Genomic DNA, 20373 nt, shown 5'->3' on the forward strand with positions numbered 1-20373 from the left:
AAGGACCGAAAATTTTCAGCCCCTCTATTATATCATATTTTAGAGAAGATGCGCCTCTCTCTTAGCAAATGCCTCTTCAGCTAGGCCAACTAGTTTCTCAATCAAGTCAGGATAGGCCAGCCCCATATTTTCCCAGAGTAGTGGATACATAGACCACTGGGTAAAACCTGGCATAGTATTGAGCTCATTAAGGAAGACCTGACCATCTTCTGCATAGAAGAAATCACAGCGGGACAGCCCCAGACCGCCCAGAGCTCGGAAAGCGGCCTCTGCATTTTGACGCATTAGGCTCACCACTTCTTCTGGAATCTTGGCCGGAATATCCATGGTAATTTTATTATCAATGTATTTGGCTTCGTAGTCATAGAAAGCCACGTCCTTAACCACTTCTCCAGGCAGGGTACTCTTGACATCCACATTGCCTAGAAGCCCAACCTCAATCTCGCGAGCCGTTACTCCCTGCTCAACCAGTACCCGGCTGTCATATTTGAAAGCCAGGTCCAGAGAAGCACGCAATTCTGCTTGGTTCTCCGATTTAGAAATGCCGACACTGGAGCCCATATTGGAAGGTTTGGTGAAGACTGGATAGGTCAATTTCTCCTCGATTTCCTGGATTTTTTGCTCTAGATCCTCGCCATCAACTAGCGCCACATAAGGCACTTGGGCAATACCTGCCGATTCCAGCACTCGCTTGGTCGTAATTTTATCCATGGCCAAGCCAGAAGATAAAATATTACAGCCGACATAAGGCATTTTGAGCACTTCTAGGAAGCCTTGAATAGAGCCATCTTCGCCCATGGGACCATGCAGGACTGGAAAGACCACTGCTTCTTCTTCGTAAATGTCACTGGGCTTAATCTTCCGAGACATGTCCACTGTGGCATTAGTCATCAACTTCTCATCAGCCGCTGGCTTTGCTTCAAATTCCTGAGTTTGGATAAAATCTCCATCCTTGGTGATGAAGTAAGTTTTCACTGAGAATCTATCATAATTGACAGCCCGCATGACGCTCTCAGCTGATAAAACCGAAACTTCCCGCTCTGCACTGCGTCCGCCATACAATAAAATCAATCTTTGTTTTGCCATGATTTTTCCTATCATTTTCTAAAAATAGTACGATTTACAAAAGCTACCAGCCCGAGAAGAATCAAGTTAAAAAGCTTGGTTTTGCATCTACCTAGCTAGTCGATTCTTCTAAGCAGGAGCTTCTGTATCAGTTCGTTTTAGTATATCACAATTCCCAGCATTTTTGAATAGAAAAAAGGACTCTTCCAGCCAGCTAGAGCCAGAAAAATCCTTGATGTTTATAATTCCGTCCGATTTTCGATAGCGCGAATCAGCGTAACCTCATCCGCATACTCAATGTCGGAGCCAACAGCTAAGCCACGCGCTAGGCGAGTCACCTTAATCCCAGCAGGTTTCAAGACACGTGAAATATACATGGAAGTCGCTTCGCCATCCGCAGTCGCATTGGTCGCGACGATGACCTCCGTCACCTCACTATCCATTAGACGAGTAATCAGGCTTTTGAGATTGATATCATCCGGTCCAACACCGTTCATAGGTGAAATCAAGCCGTGCAAGACATGATAAAGTCCGTGGTATTCCTGGATATTTTCCATGGCTGACACATCCCGGCTGTCCTCAACAATCAAAATAGTCGATTGATCGCGCGACTGGTCTTGACAGATAGCACAAGGGTCTTCGTCCGTCAGGTTGCCACAGACAGAGCAGTAGCTCAGCTCACGCTTAGCAGCCAGCAGATTCTTGGCAAATTCATTGACATCGTCATCACTCATGCCAATAGTGTAAAAAGCCAGTCTAGTGGCTGTTTTGACGCCAATGCCGGGCAGCTTTGAAAAACTGTCAATCAGCTTGGCAATAGGGGTTGGGTAAAGCATAAAATCCTTTCTCTATTCTCAAAAAATCTCCTCAAACCAGATTGCTCTACTTGAGCACTGACTGCATTAGCTTTCTATGTTTGCTGATGATTTTCATTGAGCACTAATTCATAGGGTGTTGTTGATTGTATAGATTGATAATATCACGAGTGATACTGTGGCTGACAGTAGAAGATAGGTCCGTATTGTGAGGGAACACCACCGCCACCGCAATCTGCGGTTTCTCACTTGGTGCATAGGACACGACATTGGTATTGATGGCTTCTTTCTTGCCCTTGTCCACAAAGGTCTCAGCCGTACCAGTCTTGGCACTGATTGGCACGCTCTCTCCCTGGGAAATGGTTCGACCAGTCGTAAAGCCACTGCTGCCATGAACCACTTGATAGAAGCCTTGCTTGATAATGCTCATATCCTCGTCAGAGATATTAACCTGGTTCAGCTCCTTGGTGTCAATTTTCTGCACCAAATCACCGAGTCCTCCTTGGTCACTGTTACCGTAAATGCCTTCAACGATATGCGGAGCCACACGCTTGCCGTTATTAGCTACTGTTGAGGCATACTGGGCCAGCTGAAGCGTTGTATAATTGTCAAACTGGCCGAACGAATTGGTCAGATAGTTAGCAAAGGTAAACTTGTCTGGAAGATAGCCTGTGGACTCATTTGGCAAATCAATCCCTGTCGAAGTGCCTAGACCATATTCTGCAAAAGTCGACCGTAGCTTTTTCATGGACGGATCTAGCTCATCAAAATCTAGCTTCATATCCGCTGAGTAAGGCGTTCCCATCATCTTCAGCGCCACCTGCACCATATAGGTATTGGAAGAGTATTCCAAAGCCTCTTGGGCTGTGATAGCACGTGAACCATACTGGGTAAACCAAGACGTGATACTGTCTGTACCGCCAAAGCTAATCGGCTGGTCTGTCAGGACTTGGTTGCCGCTAATGGCATTATTCTCCCAGCCCGAGGTCAGAGTTGCAGCCTTGACAACAGATCCCGGAACAAAGACATTGGTCATGGTCCCCAGAGCATCGACTGAGCTTTCTCCTGTTTCTAGATCATGCCGGATGCCTGCCATGGCCAAGACGGCGCCGGTATTGGGATCCATAGCTACGGCATAGACGCCCTCAGAGTAAGTCGCATTGCCACTAGCCAACTCTGCATTAAAGGCATTTTTGAGAATGTCCTCCACTCCCTGCTGGAAGCTCAAATCCACCGTCAGCTTGAGATTGTCGCCCTTGCTGCCGTCAGAGATATTTTCCACACTCTCCATATTACCATTTTTGTCCAGATGAATCTCCTTCTCAGCTCGCTTGCCTTGCAAGACTGACTCATACTGCTTTTCTAGATAGGAGGTCCCCACCCGGTCATTGAGGGAGTAGCCTTTTTTCAGGTAATCATCCACTTCTTCAGCCGGAAGTCCAGTCTTTTCCGTCGAGATATTACCCACGATGGAAGCCAGCGAGGTATCCAAGACCTTACGGTCCCAGCCCGTTGAGACACTGATACCTGGCAACTCCTTGCTGCTAGAAGCCAGTACAGCCACTTGCTCTGTTGTCAGCGGATCTGTCTGGATGGTCCCCGTCGCAAAGTTGGAAATTGCATTCATCTGACTAAAGAGAACAATGGCCTTCTTTTCCTCATCCGTATAGCCCAGCTGCTTAGGGTCAATGCTCTCAGCTGCCGCCTTATAGATTTTGGACTCAGGCAAGCGGTTGCCATCTGTATCAAATTTCTTATCCTTGGGTAGCTTTTCCACTACTTCCTGATAGACTGCGCTGTCCGCCAAATAATAGTCCACCTCTTGGCGGTCTGTCACCTCTGTATCGCTGACACCGACATAGGTCAGGAGCTTTTGAGCTGTCGCTCGAATCTCTCCAGCCGTCAGACGATTATCCCGTGTATAGGTCACCACCTGCTTGGTCGTATTTTCCACCAGGGGCTTGCCAGTAGCATCATAAATCTGCCCACGCACTGAGCTAGTGGTAATCTTGGTCTTGCTGGCCTTGGCCAACTTATCCGTATAAAAGTCCTGATTGACCACCTGCATATAGCCCAGACGGGCAATCAAGGCTAAAAACAAAAACATCACGATTCCAAACAGCAGATAAAGCCTTCTGGTGATGGAATGACTGTCAAATTTTCTCTTCTTCCTTGCCATTTTCTCTCTCATTCTAGTAAAAGTTCTGACCTTTATTTTACCATAAATCCAGCTCAATGAATGTTTCAAAACTGATAGAAAATCTGAAAATGTGGACGAGTTAAGAGGAAGTCCGTCAAACCACTGAACAGACAAGACTTGCTAGCTAGGCTTCTAACAATCCTTGTCCTTCCTCTCTGGAAAAGCAAAGAACCTGAGAATAATCTCAGATTCCTTTAAGCTTATTTTCCAAGGTAGTATTCTTTTACTACATTCAATTTTTCGTCAAATTCGAATACCAATGGTGGGAAGTTTGGAATTTCCACATCCATGATTTCATCGTCAGACAATTGTTTGATGTGCTTCACAAGAGCACGGATAGAGTTACCGTGTGCACCTACAAAGACATTTTTGCCATCTTTCAAAGCTGGAGCAATCTTGTCTTCCCAGAATGGAAGGGCACGTTCCAAAGTAACTTTCAAGTTTTCAGCATCTGGAATTACTGAGTCGTCAAGTGAAGCATAACGACGGTCAGTGTGTGCTGAGTGCTCATCATCGCGATCCATGTTTGGAGGCAATACATCGTATGAACGACGCCAGATATGCACTTGCTCATCACCAAATTGCTCAGCTGCTTCTGCCTTATTTTTACCAGTCAGACCGCCATAGTGACGCTCGTTCAAACGCCATGATTTTTCAACTGGTACCCAAAGCTGATCAGACGCTTCCAAAGCAAGGTTAGTTGTCTTAATCGCACGCTTCAATACTGAAGTGTAAGCTTGGTCAAACTCGATACCAGCTTCCTTAATCAGTTTACCAGCGTCGATTGCTTGCTGAGTACCTTTTTCAGACAAGTCAACATCAGCCCAACCAGTGAAAAGGTTCGCTTTGTTCCATTCAGACTCACCGTGGCGAGCAAAAACTAATTTTACCATTAGATGGATTCTCCTTTTATTTTCCGAGGAAACCCCCGTTTATCTATTCTATTTTACAAAATTTTCGCCTAAAAAGCTAGCCTATTTCGTCAAATCAGACCTTTTTCAACAAGAAAGCGCTTTTGTATTTCCGAGCAGAAACCTTTGCCCTAACACCCACCAGATAGATAAACCTCGTTGGCTTCCTTAAGCCACCAAGTCCGCCGCCTGTCTATCAACTGATAAATAAGCAGTAAGCCAGACACAATCCAGATAGAGAGCATATTGACAAAAATGAAAAGTTCTACACCTTTAGCATGCTGGGCCGGAGTTAGCTGGCTATGTTTACCTATAAAGACATCTCCTTCAACCCCATAAATCTTTGGCATAATAATGTTAATAAAGCAAATAACAGCGATAAAAGTAACAAGCCGAACAGGCCAAGAATAAAGGATTTTATGAAAACGCTCAAATCCTAAAGAAAAAGTAGAGAAACGTTTAAAGCGTTCTTTGCCCATAAAAAAGATGAATAAAGGAATATAGCCTTCATAAGTGAAGCTAATCATTGTAGGCGTATGACGGCTAGCAATGAAAAAGCTAGAAAAGCCGTAATCTCCAGTGGTTAAAATCCAACGGCTTAAAAATTCTGGAAGAAAAATAGCTGGTATCACAAACAAAGCTGCTAAAAATTCCCTTCCAAATCTTACGCTCCATACTCGCTGCATCTTCTCCCGTATCAGGTGCAGACGTGCTTTGTCCGCGCCTTTCTTAGGAAAATTCTCTTTTATGAGTTGACCGCAGGAAGGACAAATAGGATAGCCCGCCTCATCCTCAAAAAGAAGATGACGGCATTCAAAAAAAGGAGATTCTTCGCCGTCTGGCAATTCATCCAGCCATTTCTTTCTCCACCAGAACATAAGACCTCCTAAAAATCAAACCCACCCACAAAGTAATACCCCTTAAAGATTTCGATACTACAGACTTATGACGAATTTACCTATATTGTAAATCCTTCAGAACTCTTTGAATCTCTTTGTACAAGGCTTTATTCTGCTTTCATTATATCAAAAGAGAATCGACCTGTAAAATAATAGCATAAGTATATAAGGGGTTGTACTTAAAATATCTGATCTTGCTAAGTGCTGTACTTGACTAGGTGTCAGCGTCTATAAACTCAGATGATATCCTACGAACATGCCTTGCTAAAACACATAAAAAAAGGCTAAGAGACATAAATTCTAGCCTTTCTTTTTATTAGAAATAGAATCTTGACGCAGTAGCTGATTGCTCAAGTACTGCTTTGAAGTTGCAGATTGAATTTGCGAAGCGAGTCACAACCTTGTTCGTCTTTAGACTCCAAAAAGCTGCTAATCATCCTCGCAGTCACACCGCCTCCTGCTGGCATTGGGGGCATAGACCATAGACAGTCGTTTGACTTTGGGTGATGTGGTAGCCAGTTTGCACTTCAGCCTCATGCTTCACATCCGGAAGTTCCAGCTCCATATCAGCGATACGGCCGCATTTTTCACAGATGACATTGAGATGCTGATGGCCCATAAAGTCAAAGTAGATTGTCGTATCATTGCGAACCTTGAGCTCAGCGACAAAACCCTCATCAATCAGAACCTTGAGATTATTATAGACTGTTGCCAGACTCATATTAGGAAAATTGGGCTTCAAGTCCTGATATATCATTTCAGCGCTAGGATGGTCGTGACTTTGGATAATATAGTCAATTACCGCCTTCCGCGTTTCTGTAATGCGCACACCCTTGGCGCGCAAATGGCCAATTACTTGGTCAAAGTCATGCTGATGTTCTTGTTTCATTATTTACTCCGTTATATAGCCTCTCATCTAAGTCATTACCATTATACCATGACTAGGCTTACTTGGCTATTAAGAATGATTGTAAATAAGCTAAAAAGAAAAAAGCAGGACAGAACTAACCAAAGTTCATCATCCTGCTTCTGCATGATTGCTTATCCATTTAAGGCAATGCAAGCTTTAAACTAGTATTTTTTTCAATCCTCGCTCTATGCTTGGAATCTCTTCAAGCTTGCTAAATAAAGGGAACCGCCTATGATAGAAAGAATAGCACCAATCCAGCCCAAGAAGTCATTAAAGGTAAAAATTCCACCTACAATCATCAAGATAGAGCCTGCTGGTCCCACACGATTGTCATCCTTATTGTAGACAATACCAGCAATTCCCAAAGCTAGGATTGCAATTTTCAGGATGTCAAATACACCTAGCATAAAATAAATAACCCAAATGAAGAAAGGCCACAAAAGTAGAATAATACCACCAATAAGTCCAACAAGTCCATTTACGAGTGCTAATGTTTTTGTCCTCATCAACAGTCTCCTTTGTATAATTTTTTACTAAAATAATTTACCATATTTACTAGAAAAATACAAACTTATTTTTAATTTTATGAAAAATTCAAGCATTTGACTGCTTATAATTGCTTATCTTTCCTTGAAAAATAAAAAGCCTGCTATTCCCAACAAAAGTTGAGATAACAGACTTTTCATATATTCTAGATTTTCAAAGCTTTTTACTAACGCTTAATCTTAGTCACGCTGGCGTTTGGTCAAGCCAACTGCTCCTCCAAGAGTCAAGAATCCAAGAATCAGCATCCAGATAGATGTATCTTGGCCAGTCTTAGGCAGAATTCGTTTCTTGCCAATCTCTTTAACTTGAGCATCTACAAGCAAGCGATTGGTTACATTCATACCTTCAGCTTGATTGCTGTAACCTTCCACTTCGTCCTCGCGGACACTATAGACGATTTCTTTTCCATCCTTGAAGCGAGGCAGGTTTTCAAAGCTGTATTTCCAGCCCATTGCCTCATCAACAGTTACGCTGATGCCTGTATCCTGTCCATCTGCAAGTAAGTGAACAAGGACACTCTGTGGTCGGCGACCTGCACCGTTATCATTGTCAATCCAGATCACACTGCCAGTAAGCGTAGTTGAGTCAGCTGCAAAAGTCCAAGTACCGACAAAGTGCGCATCCGCTCCATTGATGGTCTCTTCGTTCTTATCGTATGACTTGAAGGTCCAAGTGCCGTCGGCGGTCTTCACTTCTGTCTTGACTAGCTGTGTTGGAATGGCCTTAGTGCCATCTGCCAAATCAGGCTTGTCGGCTGGAAGCAAGGATCTCACTTCCTGAGGCAATTCCTTACTTGCTGAGCCACTAACGAATTCGTGGGTCACCTTGTAAGTTGGTACCGGACTAGATTTTGCCACAAACGTCCAAGTTCCAACAAATTTGGCATCTGCACCATTAATGGTTGCTTCGTTCTTGTCATATGAGTGGAAGCTCCAGCTGCCATCAGATGTTTCAACTTCTGTCTTCACTGGTTGCGTTGGAGTGGTCTTAGTGCCGTCGGCCAAATCAGATTTATCGCTTGGAAGCAAGGATTTCACTTCTTGTGGCAGTTCTTTACCTACTGTACCGCTGACAAATTCATATGTAGCCTTGTAAGTTGGTGCTGGGCTAGGTTTTGCCACAAACTTCCAAGTTCCAACAAATTTAGCATCTGCACCATTAATGGTTACTTCGTTCTTGTCATATGACTGGAAACTCCAGGTGCCATCAGATGTTTCAACTTCTGTCTTCACTGGTTGTGTTGGAGTGGTCTTAGTGCCGTCGGCTAAATCAGGTTTATCACTTGGAAGCAAAGCTTTCACTTCTTGCGGTAATTCCTTACCTGCTGTGCCGCTGACAAATTCATGTGTAGCCTTGTAAGTTGGTGCTGGGCTAGGCTTCGCTGCAAACGTCCAAGTTCCAACAAATTTAGCGTCTGCACCATTAATGGTTGCTTCGTTCTTGTCATATGACTGGAAGCTCCATGTGCCATCAGATGTTTCAACTTCTGTCTTGACTGGCTGGGTTGGAGTGGTCTTGCTACCGTCTTCCAAATCAGATTTATCTCTTGGAAGCAAAGCTTTCACTTCTTGTGGCAATTCCTTACCTGCTGTACCGCTGACGAACTCATGCACAGCCTTATAAGTTGATGACGGAGTTGCTGTGAATTCCCATGTACCAACAAAGTGAGCGTCCGCTCCGTTGATAGTCTCTTCTGTCTTGTCGTAAGACTTAAAGGTCCATGTACCGTCGGCGGTTTTCACTTCTGTACTAGATGGCTGGGTTGGAGTTGCCTTAGTGCCATTTGCCAAATCAGGCTTATCGGCTGGAAGTAAATCCCTCAATGCTTGTGGCAGTTCTTTACCTGCTGTGCCACTAACGAATTCGTGAGTAGCCTTATAGGTTGGCGCTGGAGTAAAGTCCCAAGTGCCGACGAAGTGAGCGTCCGCTCCATTGATAGTTTCTTCAGCCTTATCGTAAGACTTGAAGATCCAAGTGCCATCAGCGGTCTTCACTTCCGTCTTGACTGGTTGTGTTGGAGTAGCCTTGGTGCCATCTGCCAAATCAGATTTATCGCTTGGAAGTAAATCCCTCAATGCTTGTGGCAGTTCTTTACCTGCTGTACCACTGACGAACTCGTGAGTTGCCTTATAGGTTGGAGCTGGAGTAAAGTCCCAAGTGCCAACAAAGTGCGCATCTGCTCCATTGATGGTCTCTTCTGTTTTGTCGTAAGACTTGAAGGTCCATGTACCATCAGCGGTCTTCACTTCTGTCTTCGATGGCTGGGTTGGAGTGGCTTTCGTGCCATCTGCCAAGTCAGGCTTGTCGGCTGGAAGCAAGTCTTTCACTGCTTGTGGAAGTTCTTTACCTGCTGTGCCACTAACGAACTCGTGAGTTGCCTTATAGATTGGCGCTGGAGTAAAGTCCCAAGTGCCAACAAAGTGCGCATCTGCTCCGGTGATAGTCTCTTCTGCCTTGTCGTAAGACTTGAAGGTCCAAGTGCCATCAGCGGTCTGCACTTCCGTTTTAGCCGGTTGTGTCGGGGTGGTCTTAGTACCATTCTCCAGATTCTTTTCTGTTTCTGGTGTTAGGTCTTTGATTTCCTGCGGGAGTTCCTTACCAGCAGTGCCACTGACAAATTCGTGTTTCTTTTCATAGAGCAAGTCAGTAGTAACTTGATTAGATGGTGCTGAAAGATTGTCTACTTTTAAAGTCACTGTATTTTCAATCGTTGCAGCACCCTTTTCTGCTACCTTTTGATTGGTTGCAGTCTTGTAGGTAATGACAATATCCTGAGAAGAATTTGCTTTAACATACTCCGGTGTCATCTTGACCGTAACAGTCTGGCCTTTCTTTTCAATCGTGTAATCACGACCTTCCTGCAAGGCATTACCGCCAGCCTCAACCTTGAGCTCCTTGTAATCCAGACGCTCGTCAAAGGTTTCAGTCATCTCAATAGTAGTCGGGGTAGCCAAAATATCCTTACCAGGAACTGGAATCTTGAAGGTTCCCTTATAAGTCACCTCTTGACCTTCCTTAGCTGGAATCTTAACTGGATCCACTTCTAAGACTGGCTTGGGATCAACTTTTTCAATATAAAGGCCAAAGACTGCCGAACAAGCTTCTGTTGATAAATAACCGAAATTCAATGTGTTATCTGCAGAACGAACGGCCAAACCAGAGATGTTGTTTTCATTAGCAGCACCGCTAGTTGAAGTCGTCGCTTCCCAAATTGTCCGACCGCTCTGATCTGTTTGATTCAAAGCATTGGCATTGTTCATCAAGCGCTTATCAACAGCATTTTTATAATCATTAATATAGAAAGACTCTTTTAGACCAAAGCCGTCAACCACATCAATGTCTGTCGGTTTCATAACCAACTTCAAATCTGTATCCGAACCATCCGCATAACGTAGCTCTGCTGTAACATCAGCCTCCACCCAGAAAGCTTTGTTCATAATGTTATTATGGGCAGCATCCACATATGGGATATTCCCAATCTCAAAAGCGCTTCTCTCCCACAACTCTGAAATAGAGAAAAATTCAACTGCATTTTTTTGAGCATCATTCATCTGAGCTTCTGCTGTAGATGAGTTCAGATAGTGGAGTGTTACCTTATTAAAAGTCAGATAGGCATCTACTTGTTTTCCATAAGCCGTTCCAACATTAGAGAACTTAAGAGAAAGCGGCTTATTAAAGACCTGATCTGCTTTTTGAGACTTGTCTACTTTGATGGTGAAATTTTCCATTTCTCCAGGATAAACTGCTCCCAGATACTCATAATTTGGATTAGTCAAATGAACCTGTTCAATCGCCTCTGACTTAGAAAGAACACTGACATTGTTAACATTCAAATCAAACTTATGAATATTCAACTTGGACAAATCCGTTCCATCCTTCAGCTCCTCCAAGGCAGACAAGGTCTGCATGGGGAGTAGAAAGATTGAAAAAAGCACGACAAACAATCCCATCAGCAGGCGAAATTTGCTGCCATAAGGATTAACAGGGCGCAGTGAGCCCTGAAGTGGTTTCCATTTCATTTCTTACCTCCTAAACTTTTTCAATGATCTCGCAATCATTACACAAAAAGAAATGTTCCCTTCATTTTATCATAAACACCTATGATTTAAAAGCACTTTTGCTAAAATTTTAAACTTTTTATTTTAAGTCTTTAAAAATGTTTGTCCTTTATCATTCTCTTTTGATTAGAGACAATTTCCTTCACTTTACTGCAAAATAAAAACTCCAAGAAAGTTCATAAATCAACTTTCTAGAAGCACCTAAATATTTTATTGAGCTCAAGAATTGAGAGCAAAAAGAAAAACCTGACATACTCGCCAGAGGCAAGTGTATCAGGCTTTATTAATCAAAATTATTTTACAGCGTCTTTAAGAGCTTTACCTGCTTTGAAAGCTGGTACCTTAGAAGCTGCGATTTTGATTTCTTTACCAGTTTGAGGGTTGCGACCTTTACGTGCTGCACGCTCACGAACTTCAAAGTTACCAAAACCGATAAGTTGAACTTTTTCACCTTTTGAAAGGTACTCAGTTACAGCTGCGAATACAGCGTCAACTGCTGCTGCTGAATCTTTTTTAGTCAATTCTGTAGCTTCTGCTACTTTTGCGATCAAATCTTGTTTGTTAGCCATTTAACAAATCCTCCAAATTTTTTCTGGGTTAATAACCCTAACAAATATTATCATATCTAAAAAAAGCATTCAGGTCAAGTACTAAACCGCTATTTTCTAAATTATTATGGTTTTATTCGTAACGAATCAGCACAGCCCAAGCATTTTCCCCAGTATGCGTCTGAATAATAGACCCTGTTTCCAGCACTGAAATAGGTTTCTTGACATACGGCTGTAAACTTTCCTTCATTTCTAGCGCCAATTCTGGACTGCCTGCATAGGAAATTCCAATTTCAGCCACTTGCTTGTTTTGCAGACTTACTGTCAAATCATCCAGCCATTTCTTAAAAGTCTTAGCGCCCCTTCCCTTGACAATGGGCTCCAGCTGATGGTCCTTCATTTGCATGATAACTCGGATATTGAGCAGGGAGCTAATCAGACCAGAAACTCGGCCTATACGGCCCCCTTTAACCAGATTTTCTAAGGTAGAGAGACCGATATAGAGCTCTGTCTTTTCCTTTACTTCCTCAATTTTAGCTAAAATCTCCTCCAGGCTAGCTCCTTCCTTGGCCAGTTTAGCTGCTTCGGTGACTTGGAACTTCATAGCCTGATCAGTAAAAGAGCTGTCAACAACCGTCACATCAGCATTAGCCAAAGTCGCTCCTTGACGGGCTGCTTCGACAGTCCCTGACAAGGCGTGAGACATGTGAATGGAGATAATCTGCGCTCCATCCCCTGCCAAGTGCTCAAAAACATCAGCAAAGACTCCGACGGGCGGCTGGCTGGTTTTAGGAAGATTGCGACTAGACTGCATAAGACGAAGGAACTCACCTTCCTCTAGGTCTGCATCCGAATAGACCACCCCGTCCACCATAACAGAGAGAGGCACAATTGTAATGTCTAATTCCTTAGCAACCTCCGGTTCAATGGTTACGGATGAGTCAGTTACGATTTTTATTTTTGTCATAGATTTCCTACTCTGTATCTAAATTTTAACTTGTTATTACACTACATTATACCAAATTTTTATGGTTTTGTGGGGGAATATTCGCTAAAATCACAGCTCAGGCCAAGCGTTTCCTAAATTTAATCTGCCTGTTTTAGATTTTTAATCCTTTTGCGCTTCTTTAAAATTAGATGAAAAAGTGTTTACATGCAGCTTTTTTAGCTTTATTGGGGAAAATTTTGGGAAAAAGCTGGTTTTCAAAGAGAAACTCAGCAAAAAAAGATTGGGAAAATCCAATCTTTTTTCAGTCTTCAGCTACAAAACCATCATTTTTTATGGCATACTGCTCTATGATGCCATTATGGCCAAAGAGAACTCCGTGGAGGACTCCGCCATAGACAGCTCCGCCATCCATGCCAATCTTGCCATCCTCAGTCATCCATAGCTGATCAGTTCCCGGTGCCTCATGCAAGAGGTAAAATGTCGGTGTATGGCCAAAGACAATCGTTTTGCCAGTCTGATTACTGCCTTCGTGAAAAGGAGCGCGAATCCAAACTTTTTGATAATCACTGGTCTCTCGCCAGTCTTTCAGCTCCAAATCTAGACCAGCATGAACAAAAATGTACTGTTCCGTCTCCAATAGGAAAGGCATCTGGCGAATAAAATCTACTAAATTGGCCGCCTCCGTCTTGACACGTTCCGCGTCTGCTACTCCATCTACAGGAGCATTGAGAGGTCGACCTAAAAGCGAATTAATCGTCGTATCTCCGCCATTACGCCGGTAGTGGTCATAAGACTTTTCAGGATTGTCCAGCCAGGTCAGAAACATATACTCATGATTGCCAGACAGACAAACAGCTCCTTTCTGATCTACTAAATTCTTGACCCGCTCCAAAACTGCTCGGCTGTCCTCGCCTCGATCGATCAAGTCGCCTAGAAAGACTAGTTGGCTGCGACCGTCCCAGTGCTGGAGCAGCTCATCTAGCATACTAGCCTTACCATGGACATCACCGATTGTAAAATATTCTGTCATATGCGCCACCTCCTAAAGGAGACCGAAACACTAGTGTCTCAGCCTCGCTTGTTTATTTTTTTAATAATTCTCTGGCTTGAGTCAAAGCAGCCTCCGTCACATCTTCACCAGCCAGCATCTTAGCGACTTCCTGAACACGCTCGTCAGCCGTCAGCAGGCGAACCGTTGAGACGGTCGAATTCTCATCCGAAATCTTCTCAATAAAGAACTGATAATCGGCAATCGCAATGACCTGCGGAAGATGGGAAATTGCCAAGACTTGGCCATTGGAGCCAATCTTGTGAATCTTCTGAGCAATAGCTTGGGCCACTCGGCCAGAAACGCCCGTATCCACTTCATCAAAGACAATGCTGGTCTTGCCTTCCTTACGAGAAAAGGCCGACTTGATAGCCAACATGAGACGGGAGAGCTCGCCACCAGACGCAACCTTCACCAGAGGTTTGAAATCCTCGCCCGGATTGGCTGAGATGTAGAACTCTACTTGCTCATTGCCTTCACGGTTGAACTTGCCCTTACTGAACTGCACTTTAAAGCGCGCCTTTTCCATGTAGAGGTCCTGCAACTCTTGCTTGATTTCTGCTTCCAGCTGGGCTGCTAGGCCATGACGAGCCTGACTCAGCTCCTGGGCCAGCTCTACCAGCTCTCTCTCCAAGGCCTTCAGCTCTCGGTCCATATCCTCTGAGGACAAGTTACTTCCAGTTAAAAGGCTGTATTCTTTAGAAATCTGAGCAAAGTAATCTAGCACATCATCTACTTGGCCGCCGTATTTACGTGTGATGCTGTTAATCAAGTCTAGGCGACTCTCCACCTGCAGCAGCCGATCTCCGTCAAAGTCCAGTCCATCTAAAATATCCTCTAAGCGCTTGCTGACATCTTCCAAGACATAATAAGTCTCCGACAAACTGCCGGAAAGCTCCTTGTAGGCTGGATCGTAATCTTCAATAGACTCAAGATCATTCATAGCTGAGCGGACATTGGTCAGACTGGAAAAGTCTTCATTATCCAGCATGGTATAGGCGTTCGTCAGCGTATCGGCAATAAGCTTGTGGTTGAGCAGACGATCTCGTTCCTGATGTAGGGCAGTATCTTCACCACTTTTGAGGGCTGCGCTCTCAATCTCCGCCATCTGAAACTCCAGCATCTCAATTCTGGCCTTATGCTCCTGCTGATTTTTCTGCAAAGTCAGGACTTGCTTGCGTAGGCTTCGATAGCGGTCAAAGGTTTCCTGATAGCGGCCTTTGAGATGCAAAAAGTCTGCTGTTCCGAACTCATCTAGCATGGCAATATGAAGCTGGGGTCTCATCAGTTCTTCCTGATCATGCTGACCATGGATATCCACCAAGTGCTGGCCAACAGCCTTTAGAACAGACAAATTAACCATCTGGCCATTGATACGGCTGACACTGCGGCCGTTTTGCAGAATTTCTCGACGGATAATCAGCTCGTCGGTCAACTCCCAGCCCTGCTCCTCAAAAATCTCTCGCAAAGCTCTGCTATTTTCCAGCGAAAAAAGTCCCTCTATCTCGGCTTTGGGTGCCCCATGACGAATAACATCCGTCGTAGCACGGCTGCCCAGCATCATGTTCATCGCATCAATAATAATAGACTTGCCAGCTCCGGTTTCCCCGGTCAACACGGTCATACCTTGCTCAAAATTAAGGGAAATCTCCTCAATAATGGCAAAATTTTTAATCGAAATTTCTAATAACATAGGCTTTCCTACCAATGGTGAATGATGGTTGCAACCCTTGCAGCTGCTTCCTCTGTCATCATAACCATCAAAATACTGTCGTTGTCTGCCAAGATACTGAAAATATCTTCAGCAAATTCATTTCTAAGATGGCGCTTGACCAGTGCTGTGCTCCCCGGCACCAGACTGAGATTGATCATATTTCCCAAGACCTGACAGGACAGGACGTTATTTTCAGCCAAGCCCAGACTGCTGGTCATGGTCTTAGGCAGCTCGTAGATATAGGTGTTATCCTTGAGCGGTATCTTAACAATCCCCAGCTCCTTGATATCCCTAGAGACCGTAGCCTGCGTCGCTGTAATCCCAGATTCCCTGAGATATTCTACAATTTCCTCCTGTGTGCCAATGTCATAGTCACTGACAAAGCGTCTAATCTTTTCTAATCTATCCTTCTTATTCATCCTTAAATTCCTTGTGTGCTGCCTCTACGACAGCTATCATCATAGCTGAATCAAGAGACTGCGGCTCTGTGCTCTTTTCTAAATAGGCCAGAAATTCCACATTGCCCTGACCTCCCTGAATAGGCGAAAAATCCAGTCCCCTAACAGAAAATCCAGCTTCCATCATAAATGCTATGACCTTTTCCAGAACTGCCAGATGGACCTTTTTATCCTTGACAATTCCTTTTTTCCCAATCTGCTCGCGGCCCGCTTCGAACTGGGGCTTGATCAATGCAACCACTTGGCCATCCCGAGCCAAAATCTCATGCAGAGCCGGCAAAATCAAACTCAGCGATATAAAGCTGACGTCAATACTGGCAAAGCTCGGCTCCTGCTCAAAGTCAGTCCTTTGGGCATAGCGAAAATTATACTGCTCCATGCTGACAACCCGCTCATCCTGTCTGAGCTTCCAAGCCAGTTGATTGGTTCCTACATCTACCGCATAGACCAGCTTAGCTCCGTATTGCAGCATGACATCTGTAAAACCGCCGGTTGAAGCTCCGATATCCAAGGTCACTCGGTCAGTGACCGAAATATCAAAGACTTGCAAAGCCTTTTCTAGCTTGAGGCCGCCTCGGCTGACATATCTGAGTTTCTCACCTTTTAAGCGCAGCTCTGTGGCCGTGTCAATCTTTTCACCCGGCTTGTCAAAGCGCTGGCCATTGGCCGCAGCAATGACCAGTCCAGCCATTACACCACGCTTAGCCTGCTCTCTTGTCTCAAAAAGCCCTTGTCTGTAGGCCAGCACATCCACTCTTTCCTTAGCCATTCAATCTCAAACTTTCTATTATCTTTTGAATTTCTCCGCCTGAAAACTCTGTCTTTTCTTCCAAGCCTGTCAGAATGTCCACAGCTTCATCAAGGGTCTGATTGAAAAAGTTCTTAGCTCCGTCCAGTCCCAGAAAAGCTGGATAAGTCGACTTGGCCGCAGCTAAATCTTTCTGCGGGGTTTTACCCAGCTCTTCAAAGCTGGCTGTCACATCCAAAATATCATCCCGCACTTGAAAGGCCAGCCCTAAGAGCTCTCCAATCCTACGAAGTTTGTCCTGAACAAAATACTCGACCTCCGCAATCAAACCAGCTGCGACAAAAGGATAGGTCAGTAGCTTACCAGTCTTATTGGCATGGATGGTTTTTAAATCTTCTAAACTAATTGCTTGGCCTTCGCCTTGCATGTCCAGCACTTGTCCTGCGACCATACCGAAGCTCCCTGCCGCCAGAGACAACTCAGAAATCAAGTCCACCTTGACCTGACTAGGCAGCTCGGCCCTTGCCAATAGTCCATAGGGGTCCAAAAAGAGAGAATCGCCCGCTAAAATAGCCATATCCTCTCCAAACTTCTTATGGCTAGTCAAGCGACCGCGACGATAGTCGTCATCATCCATAGCCGGCAAATCATCATGGATAAGGCTGCCAGTGTGAATCATCTCAAGAGCAGAGGCGACCTGATAGTGAGCCTCAGTCAGCTCAAGATCAAAAGCTTGAATCAATTCCAATAGCAGTAAGGGACGAATCCGCTTGCCGCCTGCCTGCACCGAGTACAAAATAACTTCTGATAAATCCGACGACACTTGCTGAGATTTATAAAAATCCGCAATCATCAGACCAATCTTTTCCAGTTTCTCGTTTCTTGTCATTCCATTTCCGTTTCTGTGCCGTCTGCCTGCATGACCTTAACTAAGGTCTTTTCTGCCTTGTCTAGACTAGCCTGGAGTTCCTTTGAAAGCTTCATTCCCTTTTGAAATTCCGCAATCGCCTCTTCCAGTGCTACATCACCATTTTCCAGCTTTTGGACAATGACTTCCAAGTCTGCTAAGTTTTCTTCAAATTTCTTTTCTTTGGACATGTTTTACCTCTACTTCCAGCTGCCCATCCCGCATAAGCAGGGTCAGCTCATCTTTTTCTTCAATGCATGCACTTGATTCGACAACCTTTTGATTCTTTTGGACAATAGCATAGCCACGCGCCACGATTCGACTGGTATCCAGCATAAGCAAGGCCTCAGACAATCTCCTGACTTGAGCCACCTTGTTATCATAAATGACCGCCATGTTGCTGCGCAGCAAACGCTCCAGCTGGGCAGTCTGCTCTTGAAAACGCTGAACGCGACTGAGCGGATTCAATGCCTCCAAACGATGCTGTAAGATTTTGACCCGCTGTTGCTCTTCACTATAATATTCGCGAATTTTTTGCTTAAGTTGCAGGTTGAGCTGGTCTAACTTCTGCAGATGGCCATCGTAAAGCCGCTCTGGCTGTCGGAAGATAACCGACTGGGTTAGCTTATTCAGGCGCTCGCGATAATAGGTCAGGCGATTGGACATCGCTCGTGACATGCGGTTTTCCTGCTGCTGCAAATGTCCCAGCAGGTCCAGCTTGGTGACCGGTGTTGCTAGCTCAGCCGCAGCTGTCGGAGTCGCAGCCCTGCGATCTGCTACAAAGTCCGCCAAAGTCGTATCTGTCTCATGGCCGACACTAGAAATAACAGGAATCCGAGACTCAAAAATAGCCCGAACTGTTTCCTCTTCGTTGAAAGCCCAGAGATCTTCGATAGAACCGCCGCCTCGACCAATAATCAGCACATCCAAATCGGACCGCTCATTGGCCAGTCTAATGTGGTCAGCAACCTGAGCTGCAGCCCCAACTCCCTGCACTTTTGTCGGATAAAGGACAATCTCCACTCCCGGAAAGCGACGGCTGACCGTCGTGATAATATCCCGAATGACCGCTCCGCTGGGACTGGTTACAACACCGATTTTCTTAGGAAATTGGGGCAAGGCTTGCTTGAATTTATCTTGAAAAAGCCCTTCTTCTCCCAGTTTTTTCTTGAGCTGTTCAAACTGGATAGCCAAGGCACCGATACCATCCGGCTCTGCCTTTTCAATGATAATAGAATAGGAACCGCTCGGCTCATAGAGCTGCACCCGGCCGATGACATTGATTTTCATGCCTTCTTCCAGCTCAAAGCCTAGCTTCTGGTAGACACCAGACCAAATCGTGACCTGAATGACGGCCTTCTCATCTTTCAATGAAAAATACTGATGATTAGGACGCCGGCGGAAATTGGACACTTGGCCAGTCAGATAGACCCGCTCCAAATAAGGATCCCGCTCAAACTTCATCTTCAGATACTTGGTCAAGGTCGAAACCGACAAATACTCTGGCATGTCCTTTTCCTTTCATTTCTAGTTTTTCCGTAACTTTTATTATAACAAAAAACTGCATAAAAAACCGATTACAAAGTCTAAAAATCCCCTGAAAAGCTAGAAAAAAACTGGGCTTCCACAAAAGAAACCCAGCTGACTTAAAACCTAAGAAAAAGTCTACTGACTCATCTCCTTCATCCACCTTGGAATAGCTCTGCTGATTGCCGTTGGTAGGACGACATAAGCTTCCTGACCCAATTTATCAGCGATAAGGGAATGAAGAAGGGTTGCAGCCGCCACTCGCTCAAAGAGACTGCTTGACTTGAACTGTCCAGCAAAAGCAGCAATCATACCAGCCAGCGTATCCCCCATGCCGCCAGTTGCCTGATAAGCTCCGCCTACTGTCAGCTCAAAGACCTGCTCTTGTCCGCTTTGATAGATGGTCGTTCCATGCTTTTTCTGCACGACAATACTGCCTAGAGGCAGCTGATTGACCGCCGCCTGATTGGCTGCTGCTGTCTGATCTGACAAGCTCAAACCCGATAAGCCTTCCCACTCCTTTTGGTGAGGAGTAAAAACTGTTTGGGATTTTGGAAATGGCAAAGCTGCTTTGCTAAAGAGAGAAATGGCTCCGCCATCCATTATTAGTATCTGCTGTTCTGCCACAGTCTGTACTACCTTTTGTAGGATATCTAGACCTAGTTGATTCTCTGCTAGGCCTGGACCAATCAAGACTAGATCTGATTTAGCCAACTGCTCTGTCAATCGGTCTTGCTCCTCTATGTCAAAGGCCATAGCCTCTGGTAAATGACTGTGCAGAGGGGCGATATTTTCTCTGTCTGTAGCAACAGTCACCAGACCGGCCCCACTATTGACTGCTGCCAAAGCTGCCATGATAATGGCGCCCCCATAAGGATAGGTCCCCCCAATCAATAAGAGACGGCCGTAGTCGCCCTTGTGACTATCCAAGGGACGTTCCCTAATGACCCTTTTTAAAACATTTTCAGCATTTTTTACCATGATATTCTCCTAGACCAACTTTATCCTGCACTTCAAACCTATCTTCATTATACACCAAAAGGCACCTAAACAGATGCCCCGTATCATAA

At 44.8% G+C, this 20373-nt stretch carries 19 protein-coding genes; all 19 read right to left on the minus strand.

The features are described from left to right. Window positions 1-39: 39 nt before the first annotated feature. The 19 genes from MFP28_RS08325 to MFP28_RS08415 all read right to left on the minus strand — a co-directional run bounded on the left by MFP28_RS08325 (window position 40) and on the right by MFP28_RS08415 (window position 20284). On the minus strand, window positions 40-1086 hold the full coding sequence (locus tag MFP28_RS08325; RefSeq protein ID WP_032916013.1) for a D-alanine--D-alanine ligase: 1047 nt from the start codon (window positions 1084-1086) through the stop codon (window positions 40-42). Between the two features lie 218 nt (window positions 1087-1304). Beyond that, the gene (gene recR / locus MFP28_RS08330) at window positions 1305-1901 is read right to left on the minus strand and encodes a recombination mediator RecR (RefSeq protein ID WP_002900872.1); all 597 of its coding nucleotides are present in this window, start codon (window positions 1899-1901) and stop codon (window positions 1305-1307) included. A 103-nt stretch (window positions 1902-2004) separates the two neighbouring features. Beyond that, complete coding sequence (gene pbp2b, locus MFP28_RS08335; RefSeq protein WP_002907023.1) at window positions 2005-4071, minus strand: penicillin-binding protein PBP2B; 2067 nt, start codon at window positions 4069-4071, stop codon at window positions 2005-2007. A gap of 209 nt (window positions 4072-4280) precedes the next feature. Then, entirely contained in the window at window positions 4281-4973 is a 693-nt protein-coding gene (locus tag MFP28_RS08340; protein WP_002900876.1) for a phosphoglycerate mutase, read from the minus strand. A gap of 149 nt (window positions 4974-5122) precedes the next feature. Continuing rightward, window positions 5123-5869 carry a hypothetical protein gene (locus MFP28_RS08345; protein WP_002907024.1) on the minus strand — a complete coding sequence of 249 codons (747 nt, stop codon included), beginning with the start codon at window positions 5867-5869 and terminating at the stop codon, window positions 5123-5125. 466 nt (window positions 5870-6335) lie between these two features. Beyond that, a complete protein-coding gene (locus MFP28_RS08350; RefSeq protein ID WP_002907025.1) occupies window positions 6336-6779 on the minus strand; it encodes a Fur family transcriptional regulator in 444 nt (147 codons plus the stop codon). 206 nt (window positions 6780-6985) lie between these two features. Then, complete coding sequence (locus MFP28_RS08355) at window positions 6986-7306, minus strand: hypothetical protein (RefSeq protein ID WP_002907026.1); 321 nt, start codon at window positions 7304-7306, stop codon at window positions 6986-6988. Window positions 7307-7525: 219 nt separating this feature from the next. Beyond that, the gene (locus MFP28_RS08360) at window positions 7526-11365 is read right to left on the minus strand and encodes an LPXTG-anchored SHIRT domain periscope protein (protein ID WP_002907028.1); all 3840 of its coding nucleotides are present in this window, start codon (window positions 11363-11365) and stop codon (window positions 7526-7528) included. Window positions 11366-11697: 332 nt separating this feature from the next. Then, a complete protein-coding gene (locus tag MFP28_RS08365) occupies window positions 11698-11973 on the minus strand; it encodes an HU family DNA-binding protein (protein WP_002896125.1) in 276 nt (91 codons plus the stop codon). Between the two features lie 112 nt (window positions 11974-12085). Continuing rightward, window positions 12086-12919, minus strand: coding sequence for a DegV family protein (locus tag MFP28_RS08370; protein ID WP_002907029.1), 834 nt, complete (start codon window positions 12917-12919; stop codon window positions 12086-12088). Window positions 12920-13202: 283 nt separating this feature from the next. After that, on the minus strand, window positions 13203-13931 hold the full coding sequence (locus MFP28_RS08375; protein ID WP_002907030.1) for a metallophosphoesterase: 729 nt from the start codon (window positions 13929-13931) through the stop codon (window positions 13203-13205). A gap of 52 nt (window positions 13932-13983) precedes the next feature. Continuing rightward, entirely contained in the window at window positions 13984-15642 is a 1659-nt protein-coding gene (recN, locus tag MFP28_RS08380; protein WP_002900883.1) for a DNA repair protein RecN, read from the minus strand. 8 nt (window positions 15643-15650) lie between these two features. Next, window positions 15651-16082 carry an arginine repressor gene (locus tag MFP28_RS08385; RefSeq protein ID WP_002902614.1) on the minus strand — a complete coding sequence of 144 codons (432 nt, stop codon included), beginning with the start codon at window positions 16080-16082 and terminating at the stop codon, window positions 15651-15653. Next, window positions 16075-16890, minus strand: a complete 816-nt coding sequence (locus MFP28_RS08390; protein WP_002907031.1) for a TlyA family RNA methyltransferase — start codon at window positions 16888-16890, stop codon at window positions 16075-16077. The genes MFP28_RS08385 and MFP28_RS08390 overlap by 8 nt, the downstream gene beginning before the upstream one ends. Continuing rightward, window positions 16883-17758 (minus strand): polyprenyl synthetase family protein, encoded by an 876-nt coding sequence (locus MFP28_RS08395; RefSeq protein ID WP_002907032.1) that lies wholly within the window; start codon window positions 17756-17758, stop codon window positions 16883-16885. The genes MFP28_RS08390 and MFP28_RS08395 overlap by 8 nt, the downstream gene beginning before the upstream one ends. Next, a complete protein-coding gene (locus tag MFP28_RS08400; protein WP_002896137.1) occupies window positions 17755-17967 on the minus strand; it encodes an exodeoxyribonuclease VII small subunit in 213 nt (70 codons plus the stop codon). Before MFP28_RS08400 ends, MFP28_RS08395 begins: the two co-directional genes overlap by 4 nt. Beyond that, the gene (gene xseA, locus MFP28_RS08405; RefSeq protein ID WP_002907033.1) at window positions 17945-19285 is read right to left on the minus strand and encodes an exodeoxyribonuclease VII large subunit; all 1341 of its coding nucleotides are present in this window, start codon (window positions 19283-19285) and stop codon (window positions 17945-17947) included. The genes MFP28_RS08400 and xseA overlap by 23 nt, the downstream gene beginning before the upstream one ends. After that, window positions 19230-19466 carry a hypothetical protein gene (locus MFP28_RS08410; RefSeq protein ID WP_002896141.1) on the minus strand — a complete coding sequence of 79 codons (237 nt, stop codon included), beginning with the start codon at window positions 19464-19466 and terminating at the stop codon, window positions 19230-19232. The genes xseA and MFP28_RS08410 overlap by 56 nt, the downstream gene beginning before the upstream one ends. Beyond that, the gene (locus tag MFP28_RS08415) at window positions 19442-20284 is read right to left on the minus strand and encodes an NAD(P)H-hydrate dehydratase (protein WP_002907034.1); all 843 of its coding nucleotides are present in this window, start codon (window positions 20282-20284) and stop codon (window positions 19442-19444) included. Before MFP28_RS08415 ends, MFP28_RS08410 begins: the two co-directional genes overlap by 25 nt. Window positions 20285-20373 lie beyond the last annotated feature (89 nt).

The organism is Streptococcus sanguinis, from assembly GCF_050234405.1.
GTDB lineage: Bacteria > Bacillota > Bacilli > Lactobacillales > Streptococcaceae > Streptococcus > Streptococcus sanguinis_W.

Excerpts from the sequence above, each read along its gene's own strand:
- MFP28_RS08325 (WP_032916013.1), bottom strand. The coding sequence starts at position 1,086 with ATGGCAAAACAAAGATTGATTTTATTGTATGGCGGACGCAGTGCAGAG.
- recR (WP_002900872.1), bottom strand. The coding sequence starts at position 1,901 with ATGCTTTACCCAACCCCTATTGCCAAGCTGATTGACAGTTTTTCAAAG.
- pbp2b (WP_002907023.1), bottom strand. The coding sequence starts at position 4,071 with ATGAGAGAGAAAATGGCAAGGAAGAAGAGAAAATTTGACAGTCATTCC.
- MFP28_RS08340 (WP_002900876.1), bottom strand. The coding sequence starts at position 4,973 with ATGGTAAAATTAGTTTTTGCTCGCCACGGTGAGTCTGAATGGAACAAA.
- MFP28_RS08345 (WP_002907024.1), bottom strand. The coding sequence starts at position 5,869 with ATGTTCTGGTGGAGAAAGAAATGGCTGGATGAATTGCCAGACGGCGAA.
- MFP28_RS08350 (WP_002907025.1), bottom strand. The coding sequence starts at position 6,779 with ATGAAACAAGAACATCAGCATGACTTTGACCAAGTAATTGGCCATTTG.
- MFP28_RS08355 (WP_002907026.1), bottom strand. The coding sequence starts at position 7,306 with ATGAGGACAAAAACATTAGCACTCGTAAATGGACTTGTTGGACTTATT.
- MFP28_RS08360 (WP_002907028.1), bottom strand. The coding sequence starts at position 11,365 with ATGAAATGGAAACCACTTCAGGGCTCACTGCGCCCTGTTAATCCTTAT.
- MFP28_RS08365 (WP_002896125.1), bottom strand. The coding sequence starts at position 11,973 with ATGGCTAACAAACAAGATTTGATCGCAAAAGTAGCAGAAGCTACAGAA.
- MFP28_RS08370 (WP_002907029.1), bottom strand. The coding sequence starts at position 12,919 with ATGACAAAAATAAAAATCGTAACTGACTCATCCGTAACCATTGAACCG.
- MFP28_RS08375 (WP_002907030.1), bottom strand. The coding sequence starts at position 13,931 with ATGACAGAATATTTTACAATCGGTGATGTCCATGGTAAGGCTAGTATG.
- recN (WP_002900883.1), bottom strand. The coding sequence starts at position 15,642 with ATGTTATTAGAAATTTCGATTAAAAATTTTGCCATTATTGAGGAGATT.
- MFP28_RS08385 (WP_002902614.1), bottom strand. The coding sequence starts at position 16,082 with ATGAATAAGAAGGATAGATTAGAAAAGATTAGACGCTTTGTCAGTGAC.
- MFP28_RS08390 (WP_002907031.1), bottom strand. The coding sequence starts at position 16,890 with ATGGCTAAGGAAAGAGTGGATGTGCTGGCCTACAGACAAGGGCTTTTT.
- MFP28_RS08395 (WP_002907032.1), bottom strand. The coding sequence starts at position 17,758 with ATGACAAGAAACGAGAAACTGGAAAAGATTGGTCTGATGATTGCGGAT.
- MFP28_RS08400 (WP_002896137.1), bottom strand. The coding sequence starts at position 17,967 with ATGTCCAAAGAAAAGAAATTTGAAGAAAACTTAGCAGACTTGGAAGTC.
- xseA (WP_002907033.1), bottom strand. The coding sequence starts at position 19,285 with ATGCCAGAGTATTTGTCGGTTTCGACCTTGACCAAGTATCTGAAGATG.
- MFP28_RS08415 (WP_002907034.1), bottom strand. The coding sequence starts at position 20,284 with ATGGTAAAAAATGCTGAAAATGTTTTAAAAAGGGTCATTAGGGAACGT.